The sequence below is a fragment of the Alteromonas sp. P256 genome (assembly GCF_036864455.1).
Lineage (GTDB): Bacteria > Pseudomonadota > Gammaproteobacteria > Enterobacterales > Alteromonadaceae > Alteromonas.
Map to the genome: position 1 here is coordinate 89,932 of NZ_JAZETM010000005.1, position 19,005 is coordinate 108,936.

At 41.5% G+C, this 19,005-nt stretch carries 18 protein-coding genes and 1 pseudogene; 11 read left to right on the forward strand and 8 right to left on the reverse strand.

Going from position 1 to position 19,005, the window contains the following annotated elements:
• Positions 1-61: 61 nt before the first annotated feature.
• From V7R39_RS09600 to V7R39_RS09625, 6 genes are all read left to right on the forward strand, one after another.
• A complete protein-coding gene (locus V7R39_RS09600) occupies positions 62-994 on the forward strand; it encodes a heme/hemin ABC transporter substrate-binding protein (RefSeq protein ID WP_334030336.1) in 933 nt (310 codons plus the stop codon).
• A complete protein-coding gene (locus tag V7R39_RS09605) occupies positions 987-2,081 on the forward strand; it encodes a FecCD family ABC transporter permease (RefSeq protein ID WP_334030338.1) in 1,095 nt (364 codons plus the stop codon). The genes V7R39_RS09600 and V7R39_RS09605 overlap by 8 nt, the downstream gene beginning before the upstream one ends.
• 15 nt (positions 2,082-2,096) lie before the next feature.
• Positions 2,097-2,915 carry a heme ABC transporter ATP-binding protein gene (locus tag V7R39_RS09610; protein ID WP_334030340.1) on the forward strand — a complete coding sequence of 273 codons (819 nt, stop codon included), beginning with the start codon at positions 2,097-2,099 and terminating at the stop codon, positions 2,913-2,915.
• Positions 2,893-3,621 (forward strand): HugZ family pyridoxamine 5'-phosphate oxidase, encoded by a 729-nt coding sequence (locus tag V7R39_RS09615; protein WP_334030341.1) that lies wholly within the window; start codon positions 2,893-2,895, stop codon positions 3,619-3,621. The genes V7R39_RS09610 and V7R39_RS09615 overlap by 23 nt, the downstream gene beginning before the upstream one ends.
• Positions 3,622-3,889: 268 nt before the next feature.
• Positions 3,890-4,282 carry an OsmC family protein gene (locus V7R39_RS09620; protein ID WP_334030342.1) on the forward strand — a complete coding sequence of 131 codons (393 nt, stop codon included), beginning with the start codon at positions 3,890-3,892 and terminating at the stop codon, positions 4,280-4,282.
• A 581-nt stretch (positions 4,283-4,863) separates the two neighbouring features.
• Positions 4,864-5,139 carry a hypothetical protein gene (locus tag V7R39_RS09625; protein ID WP_334030343.1) on the forward strand — a complete coding sequence of 92 codons (276 nt, stop codon included), beginning with the start codon at positions 4,864-4,866 and terminating at the stop codon, positions 5,137-5,139.
• 403 nt (positions 5,140-5,542) lie between these two features.
• Here V7R39_RS09625 and V7R39_RS09630 read toward each other — a convergent pair whose 3' ends face one another.
• Positions 5,543-7,186: a methyl-accepting chemotaxis protein gene (locus V7R39_RS09630; protein WP_334030345.1), complete on the reverse strand. Its 1,644-nt coding sequence runs from the start codon at positions 7,184-7,186 to the stop codon at positions 5,543-5,545.
• A gap of 203 nt (positions 7,187-7,389) precedes the next feature.
• On the opposite strand from V7R39_RS09630, the gene V7R39_RS09635 reads away from it, so the two are divergent.
• Positions 7,390-7,572: a hypothetical protein gene (locus V7R39_RS09635; RefSeq protein ID WP_334030347.1), complete on the forward strand. Its 183-nt coding sequence runs from the start codon at positions 7,390-7,392 to the stop codon at positions 7,570-7,572.
• 324 nt (positions 7,573-7,896) lie between these two features.
• On the opposite strand, the gene V7R39_RS09640 is transcribed toward V7R39_RS09635, so the two are convergent.
• The 3 genes and pseudogenes from V7R39_RS09640 to V7R39_RS17855 form a co-directional block, all read right to left on the reverse strand.
• Positions 7,897-8,532: a hypothetical protein gene (locus V7R39_RS09640; RefSeq protein ID WP_334030349.1), complete on the reverse strand. Its 636-nt coding sequence runs from the start codon at positions 8,530-8,532 to the stop codon at positions 7,897-7,899.
• A gap of 256 nt (positions 8,533-8,788) precedes the next feature.
• On the reverse strand, positions 8,789-9,331 hold the full coding sequence (locus tag V7R39_RS09645) for a plasmid pRiA4b ORF-3 family protein (RefSeq protein WP_334030350.1): 543 nt from the start codon (positions 9,329-9,331) through the stop codon (positions 8,789-8,791).
• Between the two features lie 361 nt (positions 9,332-9,692).
• Positions 9,693-10,177, reverse strand: a pseudogene (locus tag V7R39_RS17855) (zeta toxin family protein).
• A gap of 329 nt (positions 10,178-10,506) precedes the next feature.
• On the opposite strand from V7R39_RS17855, the gene V7R39_RS09660 reads away from it, so the two are divergent.
• A complete protein-coding gene (locus V7R39_RS09660) occupies positions 10,507-10,647 on the forward strand; it encodes a hypothetical protein (RefSeq protein WP_334030354.1) in 141 nt (46 codons plus the stop codon).
• 119 nt (positions 10,648-10,766) lie between these two features.
• Here V7R39_RS09660 and V7R39_RS09665 read toward each other — a convergent pair whose 3' ends face one another.
• Both V7R39_RS09665 and V7R39_RS09670 read right to left on the reverse strand, forming a co-directional pair.
• The gene (locus V7R39_RS09665) at positions 10,767-12,083 is read right to left on the reverse strand and encodes a type II toxin-antitoxin system HipA family toxin (protein WP_334030355.1); all 1,317 of its coding nucleotides are present in this window, start codon (positions 12,081-12,083) and stop codon (positions 10,767-10,769) included.
• Positions 12,073-12,381, reverse strand: coding sequence for a hypothetical protein (locus V7R39_RS09670; protein ID WP_163106505.1), 309 nt, complete (start codon positions 12,379-12,381; stop codon positions 12,073-12,075). Before V7R39_RS09670 ends, V7R39_RS09665 begins: the two co-directional genes overlap by 11 nt.
• Before the next feature lie 384 nt (positions 12,382-12,765).
• On the opposite strand from V7R39_RS09670, the gene V7R39_RS09675 reads away from it, so the two are divergent.
• The 3 genes from V7R39_RS09675 to V7R39_RS09685 all read left to right on the forward strand — a co-directional run bounded on the left by V7R39_RS09675 (position 12,766) and on the right by V7R39_RS09685 (position 16,012).
• Entirely contained in the window at positions 12,766-13,269 is a 504-nt protein-coding gene (locus V7R39_RS09675) for a hypothetical protein (RefSeq protein ID WP_334030358.1), read from the forward strand.
• A 257-nt stretch (positions 13,270-13,526) separates the two neighbouring features.
• Positions 13,527-14,648, forward strand: a complete 1,122-nt coding sequence (locus tag V7R39_RS09680; protein WP_334030359.1) for a nucleoid-associated protein — start codon at positions 13,527-13,529, stop codon at positions 14,646-14,648.
• Positions 14,649-14,653: 5 nt separating this feature from the next.
• Entirely contained in the window at positions 14,654-16,012 is a 1,359-nt protein-coding gene (locus V7R39_RS09685) for a hypothetical protein (protein WP_334030360.1), read from the forward strand.
• Between the two features lie 282 nt (positions 16,013-16,294).
• Here V7R39_RS09685 and V7R39_RS09690 read toward each other — a convergent pair whose 3' ends face one another.
• The gene (locus V7R39_RS09690) at positions 16,295-17,569 is read right to left on the reverse strand and encodes an LlaJI family restriction endonuclease (protein ID WP_334030361.1); all 1,275 of its coding nucleotides are present in this window, start codon (positions 17,567-17,569) and stop codon (positions 16,295-16,297) included.
• A gap of 5 nt (positions 17,570-17,574) precedes the next feature.
• The gene (locus V7R39_RS09695; protein WP_334030363.1) at positions 17,575-18,993 is read right to left on the reverse strand and encodes an AAA family ATPase; all 1,419 of its coding nucleotides are present in this window, start codon (positions 18,991-18,993) and stop codon (positions 17,575-17,577) included.
• Positions 18,994-19,005 lie beyond the last annotated feature (12 nt).

The following is a 19,005-nucleotide window of genomic DNA, read 5'->3' on the forward strand; positions in this document are numbered from 1 at the left end:
GGTAAAACAAAGGCCTTGCGACGCCTCATAAGTTGATAACTTTCATTAGGAACAGATTGCTATGAAACTCCAACAGCTTTTTTCAGACACTTTCTCAGTGTCAGTCGTGAGCGTGTTATTCGCTTTCGGTCTCTTAAGTCACAGCTTCGCCCATGCGCAAGCACACCATTCACAAAAGCTGATTACGGCAGGGGGCACTATTACCGAAATTGTGTTTGCCCTTGACGCTGGCGATAGAGTTATTGCGGTTGACCAGTCAAGCCAATATCCACAGGAAGTAAAGCAGTTACCCATGGTGGGATACTACCGAGACCTCGCCGCTGAAGGCGTATTGTCGTTTGCCCCTGATAAAATATTGGCCATTGAAGGTGTGGGCCGCAGTGAGGTTATACAACAAATAAAAAGTACCGGCGTAGAGGTAACTGTTTATGACAAACCTACCAGCCCCGAGGGCCTAGTTAAGCTAATTCAACAGCTTGGCGAAGACCTTGGCAAAACAGCTCAAGCACAGCAGCTTATTGCGCAATTTAATGCCTCTTTGCCAAGTAAAGCGACAAGCAGCACTGCCAAAGCGGTATTTTTGCTCTCAGCCTCTGATCGCGGGTTAATTGCCGCAGGCACAGAAACGGTACCGCAGTTAATATTCAATTATGCCGGTATTGACAATGTGGCTGCTCAGCACAAAGGCTTTAAAGGTATAAACAACGAAGCGTTAGCACTGCAGCAGCCCGACTTTTTAGTGGCGCCTTATCACGTGGTAATGAGCGCGGGTGGTAAAGACAAGTTTTGCCAAAGCCCAATCTTACGCTTACTTAAAGCAGCGCAAGAATGCCGCTTGCTAGTCATGGATTCTCTTCAATCTCTGGGTATGACGCCTAGGCTTGCCCAGGCAATTGCAACGTTGAAAAATTGGCGCGAGAAAGACGCGAATGGGCAAACAGTTCTTAAACAAAGTGCTCATGAGCCCACAATTTATGGAAAGAGCGATGAGTAGCCTTACTGTCTCGCATCAGTCCGCCTTGCCTGCCAGACATAAAAGCTGGTTTGATAGCCAGCAAAAGAAAGTGTGGTTTTGGCTATCATGGCTACTTGCCATGCTATTGCTAGCAAGCGTGGTGTCGCTAAGCTTTGGGCCGGCAGGTTGGGATGTGCGCTTATCGGTAGCGTGGTTTCTACCCGACACCTGGCATTCAATCAGCACGCTGCAGCTCAACATTATTAGTGAAATTCGCTTACCACGTTTATGCCTTGGATTATTGATAGGCGCAGTATTGGCGCAAACTGGGGCTGCCACGCAGGCCCTGTGCAGAAACCCACTGGCAGACCCTTCCGTAATAGGGGTTAGTTCGGGGGCGGCGGTAATGGCCGTAGGCATGATTGCCCTTGGGCCACTGTTACAGGCAACCTTTGGCATAAAAGCCGAGTTAATGCTGCCTTACGCGGCATTTATTGGGGCACTGGTAGCCACGCTGTTGGTGTATCAATTTGCACAAAGCGAGCAGGGTGTGCAGGTTACCTCGCTCATTTTAGTGGGTGTGGCAATGAACGCGCTAGGGTTTGCCCTAATCGGGCTACTCAGTTTTTATGCCGACGACAGCTCCCTAAGGCTCATTAATTATTGGACCATGGGCTCACTGGCGGGGGCTAACTGGTCTTCACTTATTCAAGCATTGCCATTACTGCTACTTAGCTTAATTGGGTTATGGAGCAAAAGGCAGCAAATGAGTTTGCTGCTATTAGGCGAGTCAGAAGCCAAATACATGGGCGTTAATATAAAAAGCTTAAAAAATCAGATTGTGATTTTTGTGGCTATAGGCGTGGGTGCTGCGGTTGCACTTACCGGGTTAGTCGGCTTTCTAGGCTTAGTCATTCCCCACCTTTCTCGCATTTTGGTAGGCGCTAACCTTAAATACATGATGCCAGTAAGCATGCTACTAGGTGCGTTAGTGTTACTGGCATCAGATTGGATTGCCAGAGTGGCGGTTGTGCCTGCCGAACTTCCCATTGGCATTGTTACGGCTATTATTGGCGCACCTGTTTTCATCTGGTTGCTGCGACGCCAGCTAATGCCACATGGTTAAAAGAGGGCAGCTAACATGACCAATCTACTTTCACTGAACAACGTAACCGTTAAGCGCGGTAAGCGTAACGTACTTCACAACGTTACATGCCACGTACCTGAGGGCAAGCTCATCGTGCTGGTGGGCGAAAACGGAGCGGGTAAGTCTACGCTTATTCACACCATTGCCGGTAACCTACACTTTCAAGGGCAGCTTAACTTTAAGGGTCGCTGCATAAGGCAATGGAGTGAGGCTGAGTTAGCACGTTTGCGCGCAGTTATGACGCAACAAAATGCGCTCAACTTTCAACTAGGCGTACCCGAGCTCATTGCTATGGGGCGTTTTCCCATTGTTGAGTCAGAGCAGCAAAAGCGACAGCGCGTTGCTGAATTTATAGACCACTTAGACTTACACAAACTGGTTAACCGGCACACGGGGCAGCTATCTGGTGGTGAGCTGCAGCGGGTGAATATAGCCAGAAGTTTTGCACAACTAGACGCATTTACCGCGCAAAAGCACAGCAAACTACTACTATTAGACGAACCCACTTCAGCGTTAGATTTACATTTTCAGCATCACCTTATGCAGCTAGTGCGTAAGTTTACGAGTATGGGAAATACTGCCATAGTGGCCATACACGATTTGAACTTAGCGTCGCTGTACGCCGATGAAGTCATGTTGTTAAGCGGTGGCGAACTCATCAAATTTGGCGCTAAAGACACCGTATTAACACCAGAATTTTTAGAGCCTGTATACAACACGCAGATGCACATACAGCCTCACCCAGACTTACATATTCCAATGATATTTTCAGAACCCAAGGAGCTCCTTAATGAGAACGCAGGCATTAACTGACGCAAAAGCACTACTACGCGGTTGTGAAACAGGCGTCATTTCTACTATTTCGCACAATTTACGTGGTTACCCGTTTGGGTCGGTGTCGCCCTTTATTAGCTGTAGCGAAGGCAAGCTGTATTTTTACATCAGTGATATTGCGCAGCACGCTAAAAATTTAGAAAAAGACAGCCGCATGAGCCTAACGGTTTTTCATCAGGCAGAAGAGGGCGATCAAAATGCCCACGGCCGAGTTACCGTGGTAGGTGACGCTTCACCAATTAAAGGCGACAAGGCTAAGCAAATTCTTGAGCAGTACGTTCTGCGTTTTCCAGAGGCCGAAACCTACAAACAGGCCCACGACTTTAAAATATGGCAAATGGACATAGTACGCGTTCGCTATATCGGTGGGTTTGGTAAAATATTCTGGTTGGAACAAGAAGAATGGAATGCACCGGCAAGCCCGTGGGATTTTGATGCCGAAACAGGCATGATTGCGCATATGAACGAAGACCATCAAGATGCCATGGCGCTCATATTAGCTCATCATCACACTGTGCAAGACGAAGCGCCCACCATGACAGGCGTAGTCACCGATGGGTTTTATATTCGCTCGCAAGATAAAAATTACTATGTGCCATTTGAAAACGTGTGCACCAAGCACGAAGACGTACGCATGGAGCTGGTAAGGCTAACAAATCGCGCCAGAAAATCGCAGGCCGCATAGTCTTACAGCCGTGTGAGCGGGCTGATATTAGAAGGCGCCGTTAATTAACGGCGCTTGAAATACGTTGTAAGTTTAGTGTTATTGACCTTTCACGAGCGCACTCGGTTATCGTAAAGCAAATGTTGTGGGCTTGTTGATATTATCTGCAGGCATTGTTGTTATACCCACTCGTCACTACTGTAATATTCGAATAACCTTGACTCCGCGCACAACTCCTCTCAAGATCAACACATCGTTTATTAGCTTAATTGAATATAAGGTTACCGTTATGAAAATAGATATCGCGCTTTTAGAAGGGCAGAAACTACAGGCCAGTTTTGGCAAGCATCAAATAATTAGTGACCAAAGCGTATCAGCCGGAGGTGATGAGTCTTATCCCGAGCCGTTCGATTACTTCTTAGCGAGCATGCCGTTATGTGCAGCGTTTTTTATCCGCAAATTTTGTGACGCAAGAGACATCAGCACAGACGGAATTAGTATTAGCCAAGACCACAGCAGCAGTGCCGAAGATAAATTTAAAAAGACATTTGCTATTAAAGTAACGTTGCCTGACGATTTTCCAGAGAAATATAAAAAGCCACTGTTGGCGTCTGCTAACAGCTGCACAGTAAAGAAAGTCATTCAGGCGATGCCAGAGTTTACTATTCAAATTGAAGAATAGTATTGAAATTGATGAGTGAAATTTAGAGTGACGAGCAACCGGTGAGCTAATCGGCCTCGTTATTTATAGTAATTTCTATGCAGCTTTACGTAACCTGCTAGCTCTTTTAAATTATTGAGCATCACCATTTTCTCCGCCATCACCACCTTTGATATCCCCTTTTATGGGATGAATTCTCGATACCCTAAAAGGTATGTAACGTTAATTATACCCTTGCTAGGGTATATGTCAGTTTATACCTTGCGAGGTATAAATTGTTGCTTTGAGTAATTATCATTAACAGCGTGGTTTTACTTATCATCGAACGAACGACCTATTGTTTAAGCGTTAAGTTCTTCATAACTAAATCGCCGTCATAAAAATTTAATAATTCAACTTTAGTTTCGTAATGAACCTGCGACCAGTGTAAGCAATGTCACGTCGCACTTCATTGCAACAAAATACTTAAATTAGTGAGCTAGCGCCGATAGTTACAAGACGTGTTTAGCGCTTTACAAAAGTAAACAGCTTAAACAAGTAAACAACAATGCAATGAACATAATTACCCTGTTAAACCAATACTTATACTTTGGAGATTTACTATGATTTTATTACTCGCTCGTCATAAAGTATTAGATACTGAAGCATTTTTAGTTGGTTACAAGGATGAAAAAGCATCTTCGCTTCGAGAAAAATTTGGCGTAAAAGATGAGTCAGCATGGAAAACGATTCATGAGGAAAACGATGTATTGGTTATGCATAAGTTTGAATCTGAAGATCAGGCAAATGCATTTTTAGAGGCCGATGAGCTGAAGGATATGATGAAAGAGCTTGGTGTAATTGAAGAGCCTTCGCTTCAGATTTTCAGCTCGTTGTAACTTCATGCTCACTGCGTGAAGTAAATTTTTGAATAAAACACATAAAAAAGTGCGCCCTGGGGCGCACTTAAATGTGGAAGCTATGTCTTGCGGTCCGGGGAACCACGCTGTTACTCTACATACACTATATTGCATTTGTATGGCACTAACTCATCCCTTCACATTATTAAAAATGTTATAAACAAGAATGCTGGCAAGCCTAGTTAAAAGTCGAAGATGCGTAAGGACTGGGCCCGTCCTTCCATGTTACCTTTACAATTTGTGACACGCGTTAGTGTGATGAGCGGAGAGCTACAAATGGCAACCAGTGAGTTAATAACTGCGGCACTATAAAATGTGCTCCAAACGTCGAGAAGAAGTGCTCGCATACCTAAAAGAGCTAGCAATTGAGCCAGTATAGTTTTTAGTGCGCCTTGTCTACTCCACTAAGACGCGCTAACACATGCTCCATTTGTTCTTTTACTGTTGTAAGTGTGAAATTGTCTTTTTGACAGGAGTCAGCATGTGTTTGGTTAATTTGCGCAATTTTGTTTAACTCTTCCATATTTAGTTGAACAGAACCAACTACCTGCTCTTGTCCCTCAAGCGTGTTGGATATTTGGCTAACTAGCTTGGTAACGTCTTGCACGTATTCCACTATGTTTTTCAGTTGTCCGTCGGCCTCTTCTACCATCGCAACGCTCGACTTTGCAGTTACTTGCCCGCTTTCAATAGTGGACACAGCTCCACGAGTGCTTTCTTGAACCCTTGTGATCATTGTCTCAATCTCTTCCGTTGAGTCTTGGGTTTTCTGCGCAAGGGTTCGTACTTCGTCTGCTACTACCGCAAATCCCCGGCCTTGGTCTCCCGCACGAGCAGCCTCTATGGCGGCATTTAGTGCCAATAAATTTGTCTGCTCAGCTATTCCTCTTATAACGTCTAAAACGCGGCTTATAGTTTGAATTTCGTCAGCTAATGCTTTAATCACGTCGCTTGTCGTCATTACCTGCGAAGACGACTCTTTTATTACGGATACTGTTTTCTGCATTACCTCTATAGAGGTTTGAGAAGCTACATTGGTTTTAGTAATCAGCTCGGCTGCCCGCTGTGCGTCGCTGGTGATCTCTTGCGATGCGCTACTAAGATCTCTTGCAGCCACAGTAACATTGCTTGTTTTTTCTTTTTGCTCATTTACACCATTTGCAATAGCAGATGCGCTATCTAAAAGGTTTTCAGAAACATCCTCAAGTCGTTTTTGTGTTGAGGTCATCTCGTTAGTTACTTGCAGCATTTTTTGTCTTAGTGTTTCCACAGCCTTCGACATGCTTCCAATTTCGTCCTCACGATAAAACGTTAAAGAGTTGCTATATTCTCCCTTACTGACCTGCCTGAGATGAGAAATAAGTTGGGTAAGCGGGCGGACTACTGCAGCATTCATATATAGCGCTATAGCGCCAATAGATATCAGCGTGGCGCATATAATGGCTATAGTGCCAAACATTATTGCCGAAGATGCGTCGTTTCGAGTGGTGTTACTAACGTCTAATAATTCAGTTTGAAGAGTGTCTGAGAGCTGTTCCACTATTTTTGTTGGCGCGCGATCAATGCCGCTTACTGCATTATCTCCACTAGAAGCATTGAAACCACTACCAACGAATTCCTTGTAACCAGTTTCATATTGACTTAGCAGCTTGCTGTGAATATTTGCAAACTCCTCCATGGGCGAGGTTAAATCATTATCTAAGTTTAAATCGAGATAGCGCTGTACATCAGTTTGAATAACGTTGTGATACCTGTTGAAGCTATTCCAGTATTTGTTCCTTTTTTCAGTATTTTTACCTCTTAATAAAACGTTCTTCCACTCTTGAACCTGCCGTTTGAAATTAAGGTTAATTGAATCTGCCAAGGCCTTAGCGCTTACTTCTTCAGCCATTAAGTTGTTGTAATTTGCAATATGAGTAGATAGTTTATGGAATGAAAAAATAGCTATGCATCCCACAACTAAAATACCAGCACTTAGCAAGCCTATAAGCTTAGGCTTAAGTTTTCGAAAACTTCTTGGGATCATGTTTTAACCTTTACTACATCAAGCGTTAACGCTTATACACAACTTAACAACTATTTAGCGGCACGACTTTTTATTACACTAATCTTATAGTTTAATTGCTCATTATGTCATTTTAGTTACGCTAAGAATGTGTGAATATTTAATGTGTACGCTTAATTTATAATCGGTAGATTTAGCTTTTTAAAAATACTTGGATAGAGAACATGGAAAAATTAAGACAAAAAGCGAATTTGTTTTTCAAAGATAAGCAATTGACGGAGAAGTGGCTTGATACTCCATGTCAGTCCTTTGCTGGTAGTTCGCCAAGAAAGCACTTCAAATCTTCAGAAAAAGCAAAAGCAGAAGTATTAGATTACATAGACGTACTTATCGACAGACTCGCGTAGTCTTCGCATTGTCTACTCAACCGCATTGTTCTTGTAGCCTCGAGATGCTTTTTAGACACAGTGTTATTAGTGCGCCCGTTATTAAGTAGAGCTCCTCATATAACACCTCAAGTTTGTATTTTTGATTGATGCGGATGTTTGACTTCGTTTTAAATACGGGTAGGAAACGCAGCACTGATTAACAAGAACTGATCAATAAGCGCTGGGCAATAATAGGCAGGCGGTAAAAAAACGAACTACAAAAAATATTATGAGCCGCCGGTGGCTGAAATCTCTTCAGAATTTAATCGCTTCTTTTATTGTGCCGGCAACCTATCATTTTATTCAGTCGACAATAACAACAACGCCAGAGTGATACGTAATACTTAACGGGCCGTTAGTGACAAAGCGCTTAAACTCTGGGTTGTCTGTTCTATACAGCGTAACTTTGGTTGAAGCCATAAAGCCAAGGGGCAACGGCAATGGGTGGGTATCAAAAGAGAAGTTGTACATTACGTATGCGCGAGCATCTTCAAAGCGCAGTTCGTAGGCGAAAAGCTGGTTAGCTACATCTACCTCATAAATGCGCATATCGGCACTATCAAGTTGGCCGTATTGCTCAATAAAAGAGGTAAGCGTTAGTACCTCAGTACTCATCGTGTTTAATGGCGGGCTAGGTAATACCGTTACCGCTTGCAGCATTTCGAGCAAGCGGCTTTCCCGGCCCGATAGGCTCGAAGATAAATTAGACGGTAAGCCAGAAGTTAAGTTATCAGATAAGTTAGCAGATGAACTAGTAACTGCAGCGCAAGCTTGCTCTGTAATATTTGTGGGTTCAGCGGTGCCTTCTTTAATAACAGTCTTTTCATCATAAACAGGCTCTTTGTCACCCAAAGCGTTAGTCAATGCTTCATTCAGTAGTGCCACATCTCGCTTGTCGCTGTTTACCGTAAAAAAGCTGCACAAGGCGCTGTTCCACAAGCTACTGCGCCATGGCTCGGTATAACTTGGCTTAGGTTCCCTTTGCTGGGTTTTAACAAACCAAGTAGCGCCAGCGAGTGCTAGGGCGGTTAACAGTAGTAGAAATATCTGACCTTTTTTAATGACAGCCTCGATTAATCGAATGTGTTGGGCAAGTACAATCTGCTCTTACGTCAAAAGCGAGGATGTGCCTAGGTTACAAACGGCCTGAAGCCGTCTTTGCTAAATTACGCAGTGCAGCTTAATGTAGGATCAATTATTTGATGCAATTTAACCGCTCTTGAATACGGCTTAGATCAACATGATAAGGGTCGAAGTCTTCACCACACCATTCAATCATTTCTTCGTACTCTTCATCTTCAGGATCGGACATCACACGTTTCAGCTCTTCGTAACCTGGCTCACCTCCGCAATCTTCAGGTGGACATGCCCCATCCGCCGATATGATGAAAAACGGATGCGGCGGTAATTGCGTTGATTCTTTGACGAAAATTTGATGCTCCCAATGATCACCAAAGTCGTAAATATAGGTAAACCGCTTGCTACCGCCTAATAATTTTTGAAGCTGCTTTCTGCGTTGGTCAATTAAATAGTCATCGTTTAAATCGAAAACTTCTCCATAGTGCTCATCGCCAAACGTAAACATATGCAAATGGTAGCCATACCAACCCATTGCTTCGTTAATGACTTTACTGAGCTTTATCAGGGTAATGTTTTGCGGCACTGAGATCACTCTTCTCACTAAAGGAGACGAAACATTTTTCAAGTGAATGTCTAATATAAAATGAGCGTTTTTCATAGAACTACCACCATTTTCTTGTGGTTAAACAGCTTTTGAGGTTATTAAGTATATCCTACTATTACCGCTATTAGACAGCCTACACTGGTGCATGTACGAAACGACGACACCATAATTTTACTATATTTACGTGGGGAATACGCAGATGCATTAAGTGTGAAAAACCAAGGTGATCTCGATAAAATTAATGCAACTAGGGTTAGGTTTAATTTTGTTTTTTAAATCAAAAAAGCCGTTCATTTGAACGGCTTTCTTAATAAAATCTGTTAATTATCTACAAGCTTTAGCTTCTTCAATCATGGTCTTTTGTACCGCCACGGTTTCTTTTATAACATTAAAGTAGGGCTTTTCTCTTGTTCCATCAAGGTTTTTCTCCATAAAAATAAAATATTTGATCTTTAGATATTTTCTTGAGCTCACTAACAACGGCTTGAGATTTAAGAAATTGATCAACAAAAACCTCAGGTGGAACCCTTCTGCCTTCAACAATCTCACGTGCCTTTACCAAACACCATGCCTGCTCAGGATCTTGATAGACAGAGATTATCAAAACATAACGCTCTTTTTTAGTGAGCGTTCAATATTCGACTTTGCTTTCTCAAAACTAGACAGAGTTGAATCAAGCAAAAAGCTTACCTTTTTCTTCAAAGCCCGATCAGGAATAGCTTCGACTAAACGAGTTGCTGCATTCTGAAAAAGAGGCGAATTTAATCCATTGTAATCTTCAAACTCTTTCCTTAGTTCATCATTTTCAATATGAACAACCTCTACACCGTGCTCTTTCTTGAACTGAGAAATCATACTCTTAGCAGTTTCAGTTTTTCCGGCGCCCGGTGAACCAGCCATAAATACCGATACAGCGCTTTATTCTTCTGGCAAATGATCAATCGTGTTTTTGGCAATAGTTTTTTTCATTGCCTTAGCTTCAGCAATCGCTTTATTTATAATTTCTTAATCGGTCATACGGTATAAAACTCAAGGTTTATTGATATTAATCACAGGCGTTAAACATTCCTGTAAGCTCAGTCCACTGTGGTTGTAGTAATTACCACTTACATAACCTGCAATACCGGGAGCCATCGCAACAGACACGTTTTCATTCCAGTACCAAGGCCATTTTTAACTCGTTTTTATCCATGTTGCCTTTCAAAACCACGCATTTTGCTAGGCGCTTTTTGATACCTGAACAACTGTATTTAGACGGCTCGAAGTTAGAGGCAGAAAAAGCGGGTGATGAGATAAATAATAAGGGGAGTAGGGTAATTTGTTTTTTCTCGGTTTTGAATGTGGTGGGTTTAGGGATGATTGAAGCATAACTAAGCGCTTGTAAGTTGTTACGGTTCAGGGGAAGAAAAGGGGTATTAGGGTTCCTTGTCTATCGAGTTTTTTGCTAACAAATATTCAAAAAGTGGGAAAAGCGTGGCCACAATACCGGCTAGCTGTCTAAACTCCGCCCTAACGTGCTACATCGTTCATCAATACGGTTTACGATTTGTTGATACATATCATTGGGCATGAGTTTTTCAACATCGCTTTCCAGCGCTTTTAACACTTTACGGGTGAGTTGTTTAAGCTGTTTTTCAACAAGTGCTTTAGGTAGCCCTATATTTACACCTAACTGCACAAAATCGTGCTTGGTATAGTAACCAAACGAGTTGTACGCATCACTGAAATATCCATCATCTCCTTCTTCTATTGCGAGAACGCCAATCGACATAAAGCAAGCGCGGTCAAAGCGAGGGTAGGGCGCCAGACTAAGTACGTCATACACTGGCGTTAACATGTCCATAGTCGTGCTTTGCCCGCGAGGTTTGCGCATCAAAGAGAAGTTTTTTAGATGTAAGTCGTTGTTACCCACAATGTAAGAAAACACAACGTGTAAGAACAATGTTAGTGTTACCGCTTTGCTATTCCCTGCTACTTGGCTTAACCGTTTTAACACGGTTTCATAACTTAATGCTTCGCTGTCTTTATGTTTGGGGTGCACTAAGCATAAGGAGGCACCGTCTTCTATTAAGTAGCGCTCACCTTCATCTAGAATGTCGAAACGCTTTGTTACGTAAGCAAGCTCTCCGTCTGCAAAAGGCACAAGGCCACATTCCGCGGTATTAAACCCCACCTTGTTGGCCAACCTCATAATAAAAAACTCATTTTCAGGGCAATACGGTACCCCTTCTGGCGCGGGCTTAACAATGTACTGACCCCCACGAGAAGTAGGCACAAGTTGATTGCCCTGCAACTTCATCATAAGCTTTCGCTGCACACCTGAAATGGATTGGCCGTTCGCATGATCTACTGCGTAGTCATTAAACGTTCTCGACGTACCAACAATAACAACACCTTTGTCTTTCAAAGTGCGTGGTTTAGGTATGGGAAGCTGAATAAAACGGTCTGTTGGCAATGTATCAACCTCTCCAGCCACTACCGAAACCGCGCCTATAAGCTCTTCTCCATTGGCGCACAATAAACCAAACTCATCACTTTTATCGAGTCTTGCCTTTGCAGCCTGATGCGCTCTTAACCAACCCTCAGAAAGCACATTAGAAAAGAAAGGGGGGAGTGCATCAAACTCGTATCGTGTTTTTGTTAGTGGAAAGTGATGGCCAATGGGAGCACCATAGGTTAGATACTCTTCTGCATAGGTAAAAACATAAGACTCGCGAGCAGCTAAGTTATTCACGTCGCGATACTCTGCAAGCGTTCCCGCCTTATTTGCATTAACAAAAACGGTAGCTACACGGTTAATTTGCATCTACACGGCCTACGTATAACCGGTAGTTTCCAAAAACAGAGATAATAGCTTCTATAGTGGCGCGCTTAGTTGAACCTGGCGAGTTAAATGCAGCATATAGCGTGGTTTTGCTTATCATCGCAAGTTCGCAAAATGTGTCGATAGTAATATCGTTGTCTTTTACATAACGGGTTACGCGCTGTTTTAACTCAGAAAGCGGAAACATCTCTCTGTTTTCAAGCTCGCTAGCTTCTAAGCGTTCAAGCTCTTTTAAGAGTGCGTTAACACGCAGCTTAATTTCTGTGATATTACTTTTCATGCATTCCACCAGTGCTAAGTTATGTATGGCGAACTTTAGCTTAAAAAATATCATTTTTGTTTGGTTAAGTGAACTTTAACGCGGAAAAAGAGAGGAAAGTAAACTAAAAGTGTAATTATGAGTGAAATAGTTCACTATAGTGAACTATTATTTGAGCCACTTGTTTAACAGCCTTAAAACTGCACAACGCTTTGCTGCACAATGAACACTCCACTTTGCCATAGTTGGCAGTAACTTGGTTTATGTTCACTATTTTGAGTTTGAAAAAACAATAGCGCCAATCAATTGCGTATTGCTAGATTTTAATTACACGCTAGCGGTGAAAATCCGTACCATCCAATAACATCTGGTTACAGTGAACAACAGAATAATTGGAGAGCCAACGTGGTATACCACGCAATTATTAACGCCTTTATCGACAACATATCCAATCCACGGTTTTATCAGTCTATTAAAGATATTGCTACTCGACTCAATGCGGTCGACCCTGCGGTGCTATTTATGATGGCATGCAGCGAAAATAATGTGGCTCAAAAATCAACAGGCAGTGAGCGCAATACAGAGAGCATCGACTCAATGGCTAAGCAGATTTTAGGCCATGCGCTTTCATCTGCTGGGTATACAGAAGCCATGCTTGCAGAAGATTTTGCAATAATGAAAAGTAAGCGAACCAATGGATTACCCCCTAGTCAGCAAATATTATTGGAACAGCTAGCTTTGCTGAATTCCCTAATAAATAACGATATCGATTACAACTTTTTGGCGGTTTGCCTGTTTTTGTATAAAGAGCAGCCCGATGCATACAGTAAACAAAGCGTTAGCCTAGATGTTAAAAGCAATACGGCCACAAAAAGGCTGATGTGTTATGTGAGGCAGAGGATAGGGTGAGATGTCACTGAAAAGTTCTTGTGTGCTTTCTCGGAACAAAGTGAAAGTTTAGTCAATAGCTCCATGTAATAGACCTTAGTCCTCCGGAGGCAAAGGTCATAGGTTCGAATCCTATCGGGTGCGCCATTTTTAAAGGGCTGCAGCCTAACTCTCTTCCTCAAAAGATCCTCTTTTTGAAATATGTAGCAAATGTGTAGCAGTGAAATAGACTTCTATAACGGTTATGATAGTCTTATCAAAAAACTAAAGGACTAGATATGGAATTACATAGAGCAATTATCCATGAGCTCGTTAAGCAGCCAGCAAAAGATGGTAATCCGGAAGTAAAAGCACACTATGTGGAGGCAGAGGGGCTGTTAGATTCAACCAATGAATTGACTATTAAGCTTATCGAAAGTATTCAGTCTCTTTATGGCACTAAAGGAAATGCATCTGCACAGGGGACTTTTGATAGAAGTGGCGCTTATGTATTTCCAGAGCGATTTAATGATTTTATAGACTCAGCTGGCGAAGATGATGATTTTTTCAATTTGACTCTGGATGCAATGAAAAGTCTTGTGAAGGAAGCTAAAGACGAAAACTTCGCAACTGGAGGTTACATAGTATTTGCTTTTTATACTCAAAATGCCGAAGAATTCCTTTTAGGCGCAATGGTCAAAAAGCGTGATGGAATCAGACTAAAAAATCTCGTGCCAGAGACAGTGCAAGAAGTCGATTTATCAAAGCTACATCAAGCTATAAAAGTTAACTTATCGCGATACCTGCACGTCCTAGAAGCTGAAGAAGCTCAAGAGGAAGGCGCACATAGTGCCTATTTGTCATTCATTAGTCCTAAGGCAAATCAAGATGCTTCAGGTTATTTTATCTCCGCTTTTGGTTGTTCTGATGCTATACCTGCGAGAACTCTCACTGAAAACGCGATACTAGCGGTAAGGAATTTTTTTGAACGGTCCGATGATTTAAACTTTTTAGCTGTGGATGCTAAAGATGAAGTTGTTGATTATCTTGATGCGACAATAAAAGATAAAGCAAAGAACAAGACATGTGCCCTTGATGATTTAAATCATTTGGTCAATTCCATGTTACCTGTAGAACACGCAGAGAAATACCGAGATACTTTTGTTCCATTCGCGAATGAAGAACCATATTGTCTTCCCGAAAGATTTATTACCAATGCGTTGGTAGTTAGAAGAGCAAAAAAAGTAAACGTAAGAGGAATGAAAGGGATGTGGTCTCTGAATGTCGAAAAAAGAATACTTGGAACGACTGTCAATCATGATGTCCAATTCGTTGAACAGGGTGAAAATAGCTATCTAACCATCAGAAATCTATCAGAAAACATCATCCAGAAGTTAAATGCTGCATTAGCTGATGAGTAAGTGATATGTCAGCCCTGACTCATGCTGTTGCTTTATTTCGAATGCTCGACAATGCCGAATTTGATGAATCTGGCACTGTGTACGTCTCAAATATAACTCTATCGCTCGACATGGCCCGAGCGATAGTCTCTCTATGGCGAGCGGCTGATTATAGCAAATACAATCTTCAAATTGTAAAGGGAGGGCTGACACTTGAAGACCAATCAAAAGAAGCGGAACTAAATGGCCTTGTTTCTGAAGTTATCGACTCAATCGAAATAAGCTTTTATCGCCCATGCGGGTACTCAGATCTTTTTGATTTCATAAGGCGTTGCAAGTCGTTAAATCAAGGAATTCTGCCAGAACAGTTTTACATTGCTAATTTAGATTACCTTAGAGGTGAAGCTGCGTGTATTCCGGAAGAAGTTTTAAAAATTGAGCACTTCTGCGAGTTAATTCTTCTAATAAAAAAAACATGCCATTTCGTAGACCAAAGATCTGATTCTATGACTTCTAAAGCTGTTTTTGTTGTTTCTAACGAAGAAAGTAAGTCAATGGAACCTGTATATATTGAGTTATCCATTACTAATAAATTGCTTAGCTTAGACCAAGTAGAATTAGATACTCTTAGAGAAATTATTAATCTAGAAGAAGGAAAGGCCCACAAAGCAGAAAAACTTAGTACTTTTAGAGTTTCAGTTTGGGAGATTCTCGCCTTTAGAAAAGAATCGAGTTCAGATTTGTTTTTTCTCGTTGAAAACTGGAATGAATTATTAAACAAGTACTTTGCAACCTATGAACTTTATATTAGAGGGTTTTCATTTACTAAATTCCAAAACGAAGTTCATGAATTTTTCGTTGATAGCGCAAACAAAGCAAATGAGCTTCTAGGTAGTATTGCTAATAAAATCGCAATCGTCCCTTCCTTATTCGGCGTGTGGCTTTTAGCAATTAAAGAAGAAAAGCCAGACATAATCTTAAACTTGGGACTAGTAGTAATTGCCACTTTCGCATTAGCTATTGTTATTTTGGTCTTAGATAATCAACACTATATGATTTCGAAGTTGAAAGCGGTTGTCGACGAAAGATTTCAATTGTTGAAGAGAAAGGCCTACGAAAACCCTGATTTGATACAGAGCGGAGGTGGCAGTATCGACAGGTTTATTACACTCAATGATCATGAACTGAAAGCTAGATTGCGCACGATATCACTACGCCTAATTGCTGTGAGGTTGTCTGCATGGCTCTTCTTAATCTTAATGTTTTACGGTGCTACTAAGACATTTTGGCCCTACGATGTACCTCTTGATTCTATCTTATTACTCACAGGGATTCTTTCAACATGCTTCGCCTTACTAATATCTGTTGCTAGAAAAAACTCTTAGTACACTTATTTACAGAACTCCAAGTAAAAGCGTCTAAGCCGCTATGCGGCTCTAGTTCCACGATTTTCTGAGCGCCACTCGTGAATTCTAGTAATAACTTTTTGTCACCTAGCTTTATTTGTCGCAGCGAGATAGAAACCACCCCGTCAAAGTAACTTTGTTTAAGTTTACCTGTTTGAATCGACCAGTCTTCTCTAGCCACTTAATTGCTCTATAATTTTGTGATACACAAAATTATCTTCTAAAAACAGAGCATCATTTACCCAAAGCTAACAGGCCCTGTTAGCTTTGCTCAGTTTCAATTACTAAAAGCTGTTGACTTAAATTATGTAGGAACATATTGGTGACAAAGTGGCGCATGACTTCTAATGGGTCTGCATAAAAGCAGTTAATATCCACATATTCCTCTGATAAAACAGTACCCGTAACACGATCAATCATGTGAGCGGACTTGAGGTTCCCCTCTTTCCTCGGAAAAACAAAAGCGTTTGTAATTATGGCGCTTGGCAATATTTCCTTAAGGGACTTTGCATAGAAAAATTGCTTCACTAAATCTGGCCAACCGGGTGCAGTTGAAACACTTCCTGCTGAATAGTACTTTGCGTCAACGACAGCATAGAGGTCCTCATTCGGGCGTTTGAGTACAACGTCTAGTCTTTGGCCCTTTAATGGAGCGCTTTTTATAGTATCATCCCTAAGCCTATAAGAAGGTAAAGGTAGCAATTGATTCACGTTCACAGTGTTGGCTAGTGTTTTTAATAACATAAACTCCCAGACTGTATGGAAGTGCTTTATCCCAATAACCATGCTTCGGCCGCTGCTGCCTTTAATTTTCTTAAGGTAGAATATCAGTGACTTTATTAGCTGAATGTCTCTTTCAGAATACGTCGTTCGCAGTTCGCTGTTTAAGATATGTATTTGGCCTTCAATTGAATCGGTTGAAGGCTTTGTAATTCCATTCTCTGTCACCCTCAAAACGCTACCAAATAATAACACCGAAAATCTATCACTTATTTCCGAAATGATTGAAAAATGAATTTTAGCCACTTCACAAATTGATTGCGTTATCTTCTTATTCGAATGTAAATCTAGATAAATGTAGTTGGAATTATTAGGATAAGCGACACTGCGCGATATAGTTTTACTCCAATTTGGTTTGCCGGTGTTTAACGTGTTTACAGAGCTTCGTTTTGAATAAATACCGTTTTTTTTATAGTCATTTAGTAGATCGGAAATAAGACTTAGTGAAGTTCCACCAACTTCGTTTTGAAGCTCCCCATCTTCGATGGAAAGCGGACTATTAAAGCTTTTGCTATATAGCTGAATTGTTCTCAAAATTAGTGACGCAAGATTATTTTTGTCTTCATCAGTTTCTGCTTTTTTGCTGTTTCTCGGCAAAAATACGCTTACAAATTTTTCATGGAACAGAAGGCCTACAAACGATACATTTTGGCCGCCATTAGTAAGGAGCTTTTGTTTTCTAATTAAATTTTGAGTAGCGGATGGTAGCGAGCCGATATGGTCTCTGTCTCGGTATAGTGATATCTCCCAATCCACAGTAATTACTCTTCTACTGACTTATTGTCTTGCACAACGGAAGCATCAAGCAATGCTTGTTCGATTCTCTCATTGAAAATAGCATTATTTGGTTCAAACGACGTATTTAATTGTCCATAGTTTTTTATTCCGAGATCAAATACGATTGAGCTTTGGCCGTGCCTCAAAACATCATCCCATAGGTAAAGACATAATTTGCCTGTCAATGCTTTTTGTGTGCTCTCAATAGTTTGTAACTCTGCGTTACTCAAAAACCAAGGTCCTAACAGGCGGTCTTCTGGTATCGAATTATCGACAAGCGCATTATTAATAGTCTGTGCAAAATCCGCCCAAGAGACTTTTACTTCACCATTATCTCTAATTGGAATCGATAGCATGCCGTTTGGACAATCTGAAAAGTCGATGCGGATGTATTCAAACATCCATCGTCGCTTGAAGGCAGTGTCCATTGGCATAACTGCTTGGTCACTGCTATTCATTGTGGCAAACAGTGAAAGGTTCACAGGGATTCTCAGTTGCCCATTTTCGATAGCTTCAGGCGCGTTGGTAAGTAAGTATTCCAGCATATCTGGGTCTGTTAAATCAATTGGGTATACGCTTCTACCTTCAGAATCTCGATCTAGTAGCTGAAATACCTCACCGAAGACTGCCGCCGAAGCTGCACGATTTATCTCTTCGATAACAAGATAAATATGTTCATTTTCGTTCGTGTACGCCTTTTCTATAGCCTTTGTAAATGGGCCTGCTCTAAACTCATAAACTACGTCAGCGCCGTCCATTTTGGGTTTTAAGCATCCCACAAAGTCACTATATTGGGTGTCAGGATGGAAGATAGTTCTTATAGAATTATTGTCATTACAGATTTGATCAATTTTAAAACTTTTACCGACACCCGGAGCACCGTAATAAATCGTATTTGATCCTTTAATTTCGCTCTCATCTTCCGCAGCAGCAAAATGCAGTGCTAACGTATCTAGATATTTTTCTTCATCAGGTAGTTGCGATTCTAAATATTCAATTGCAATTTCAAACTTATCTGAATCAAAAGGTATTTCTTTTTCTTCAAACTGATTAGGTAAATTATTGGTCAAATGAATAACTTTTGCGATGACGCCATACAGTGGAAGCGTCTGTACCGTGCTCAATGCATTAGTAGTTACAGATGTTATATGCTCCGCGAAAAGGCGTCGCATTAACGCTTCGTTATAGGGTGAAGCCCCAGCAAAACTCGAGATATTTTGATGTATATCGCGTAACGTCTTAATCAGTTCTATGAGTGAAATGGAGAAGTACTTTTTTTGCCCTCCCCTACGGCCTGTATTTGAAAATTCGATTGAGGGCGAAACCGACAAGTATTGAAAATCCATTTCACCATCTAATTCATTACAGCGTCGAGCGAACTCGTCAATTCGTATGCCTGTCACCTGCTATCTTCC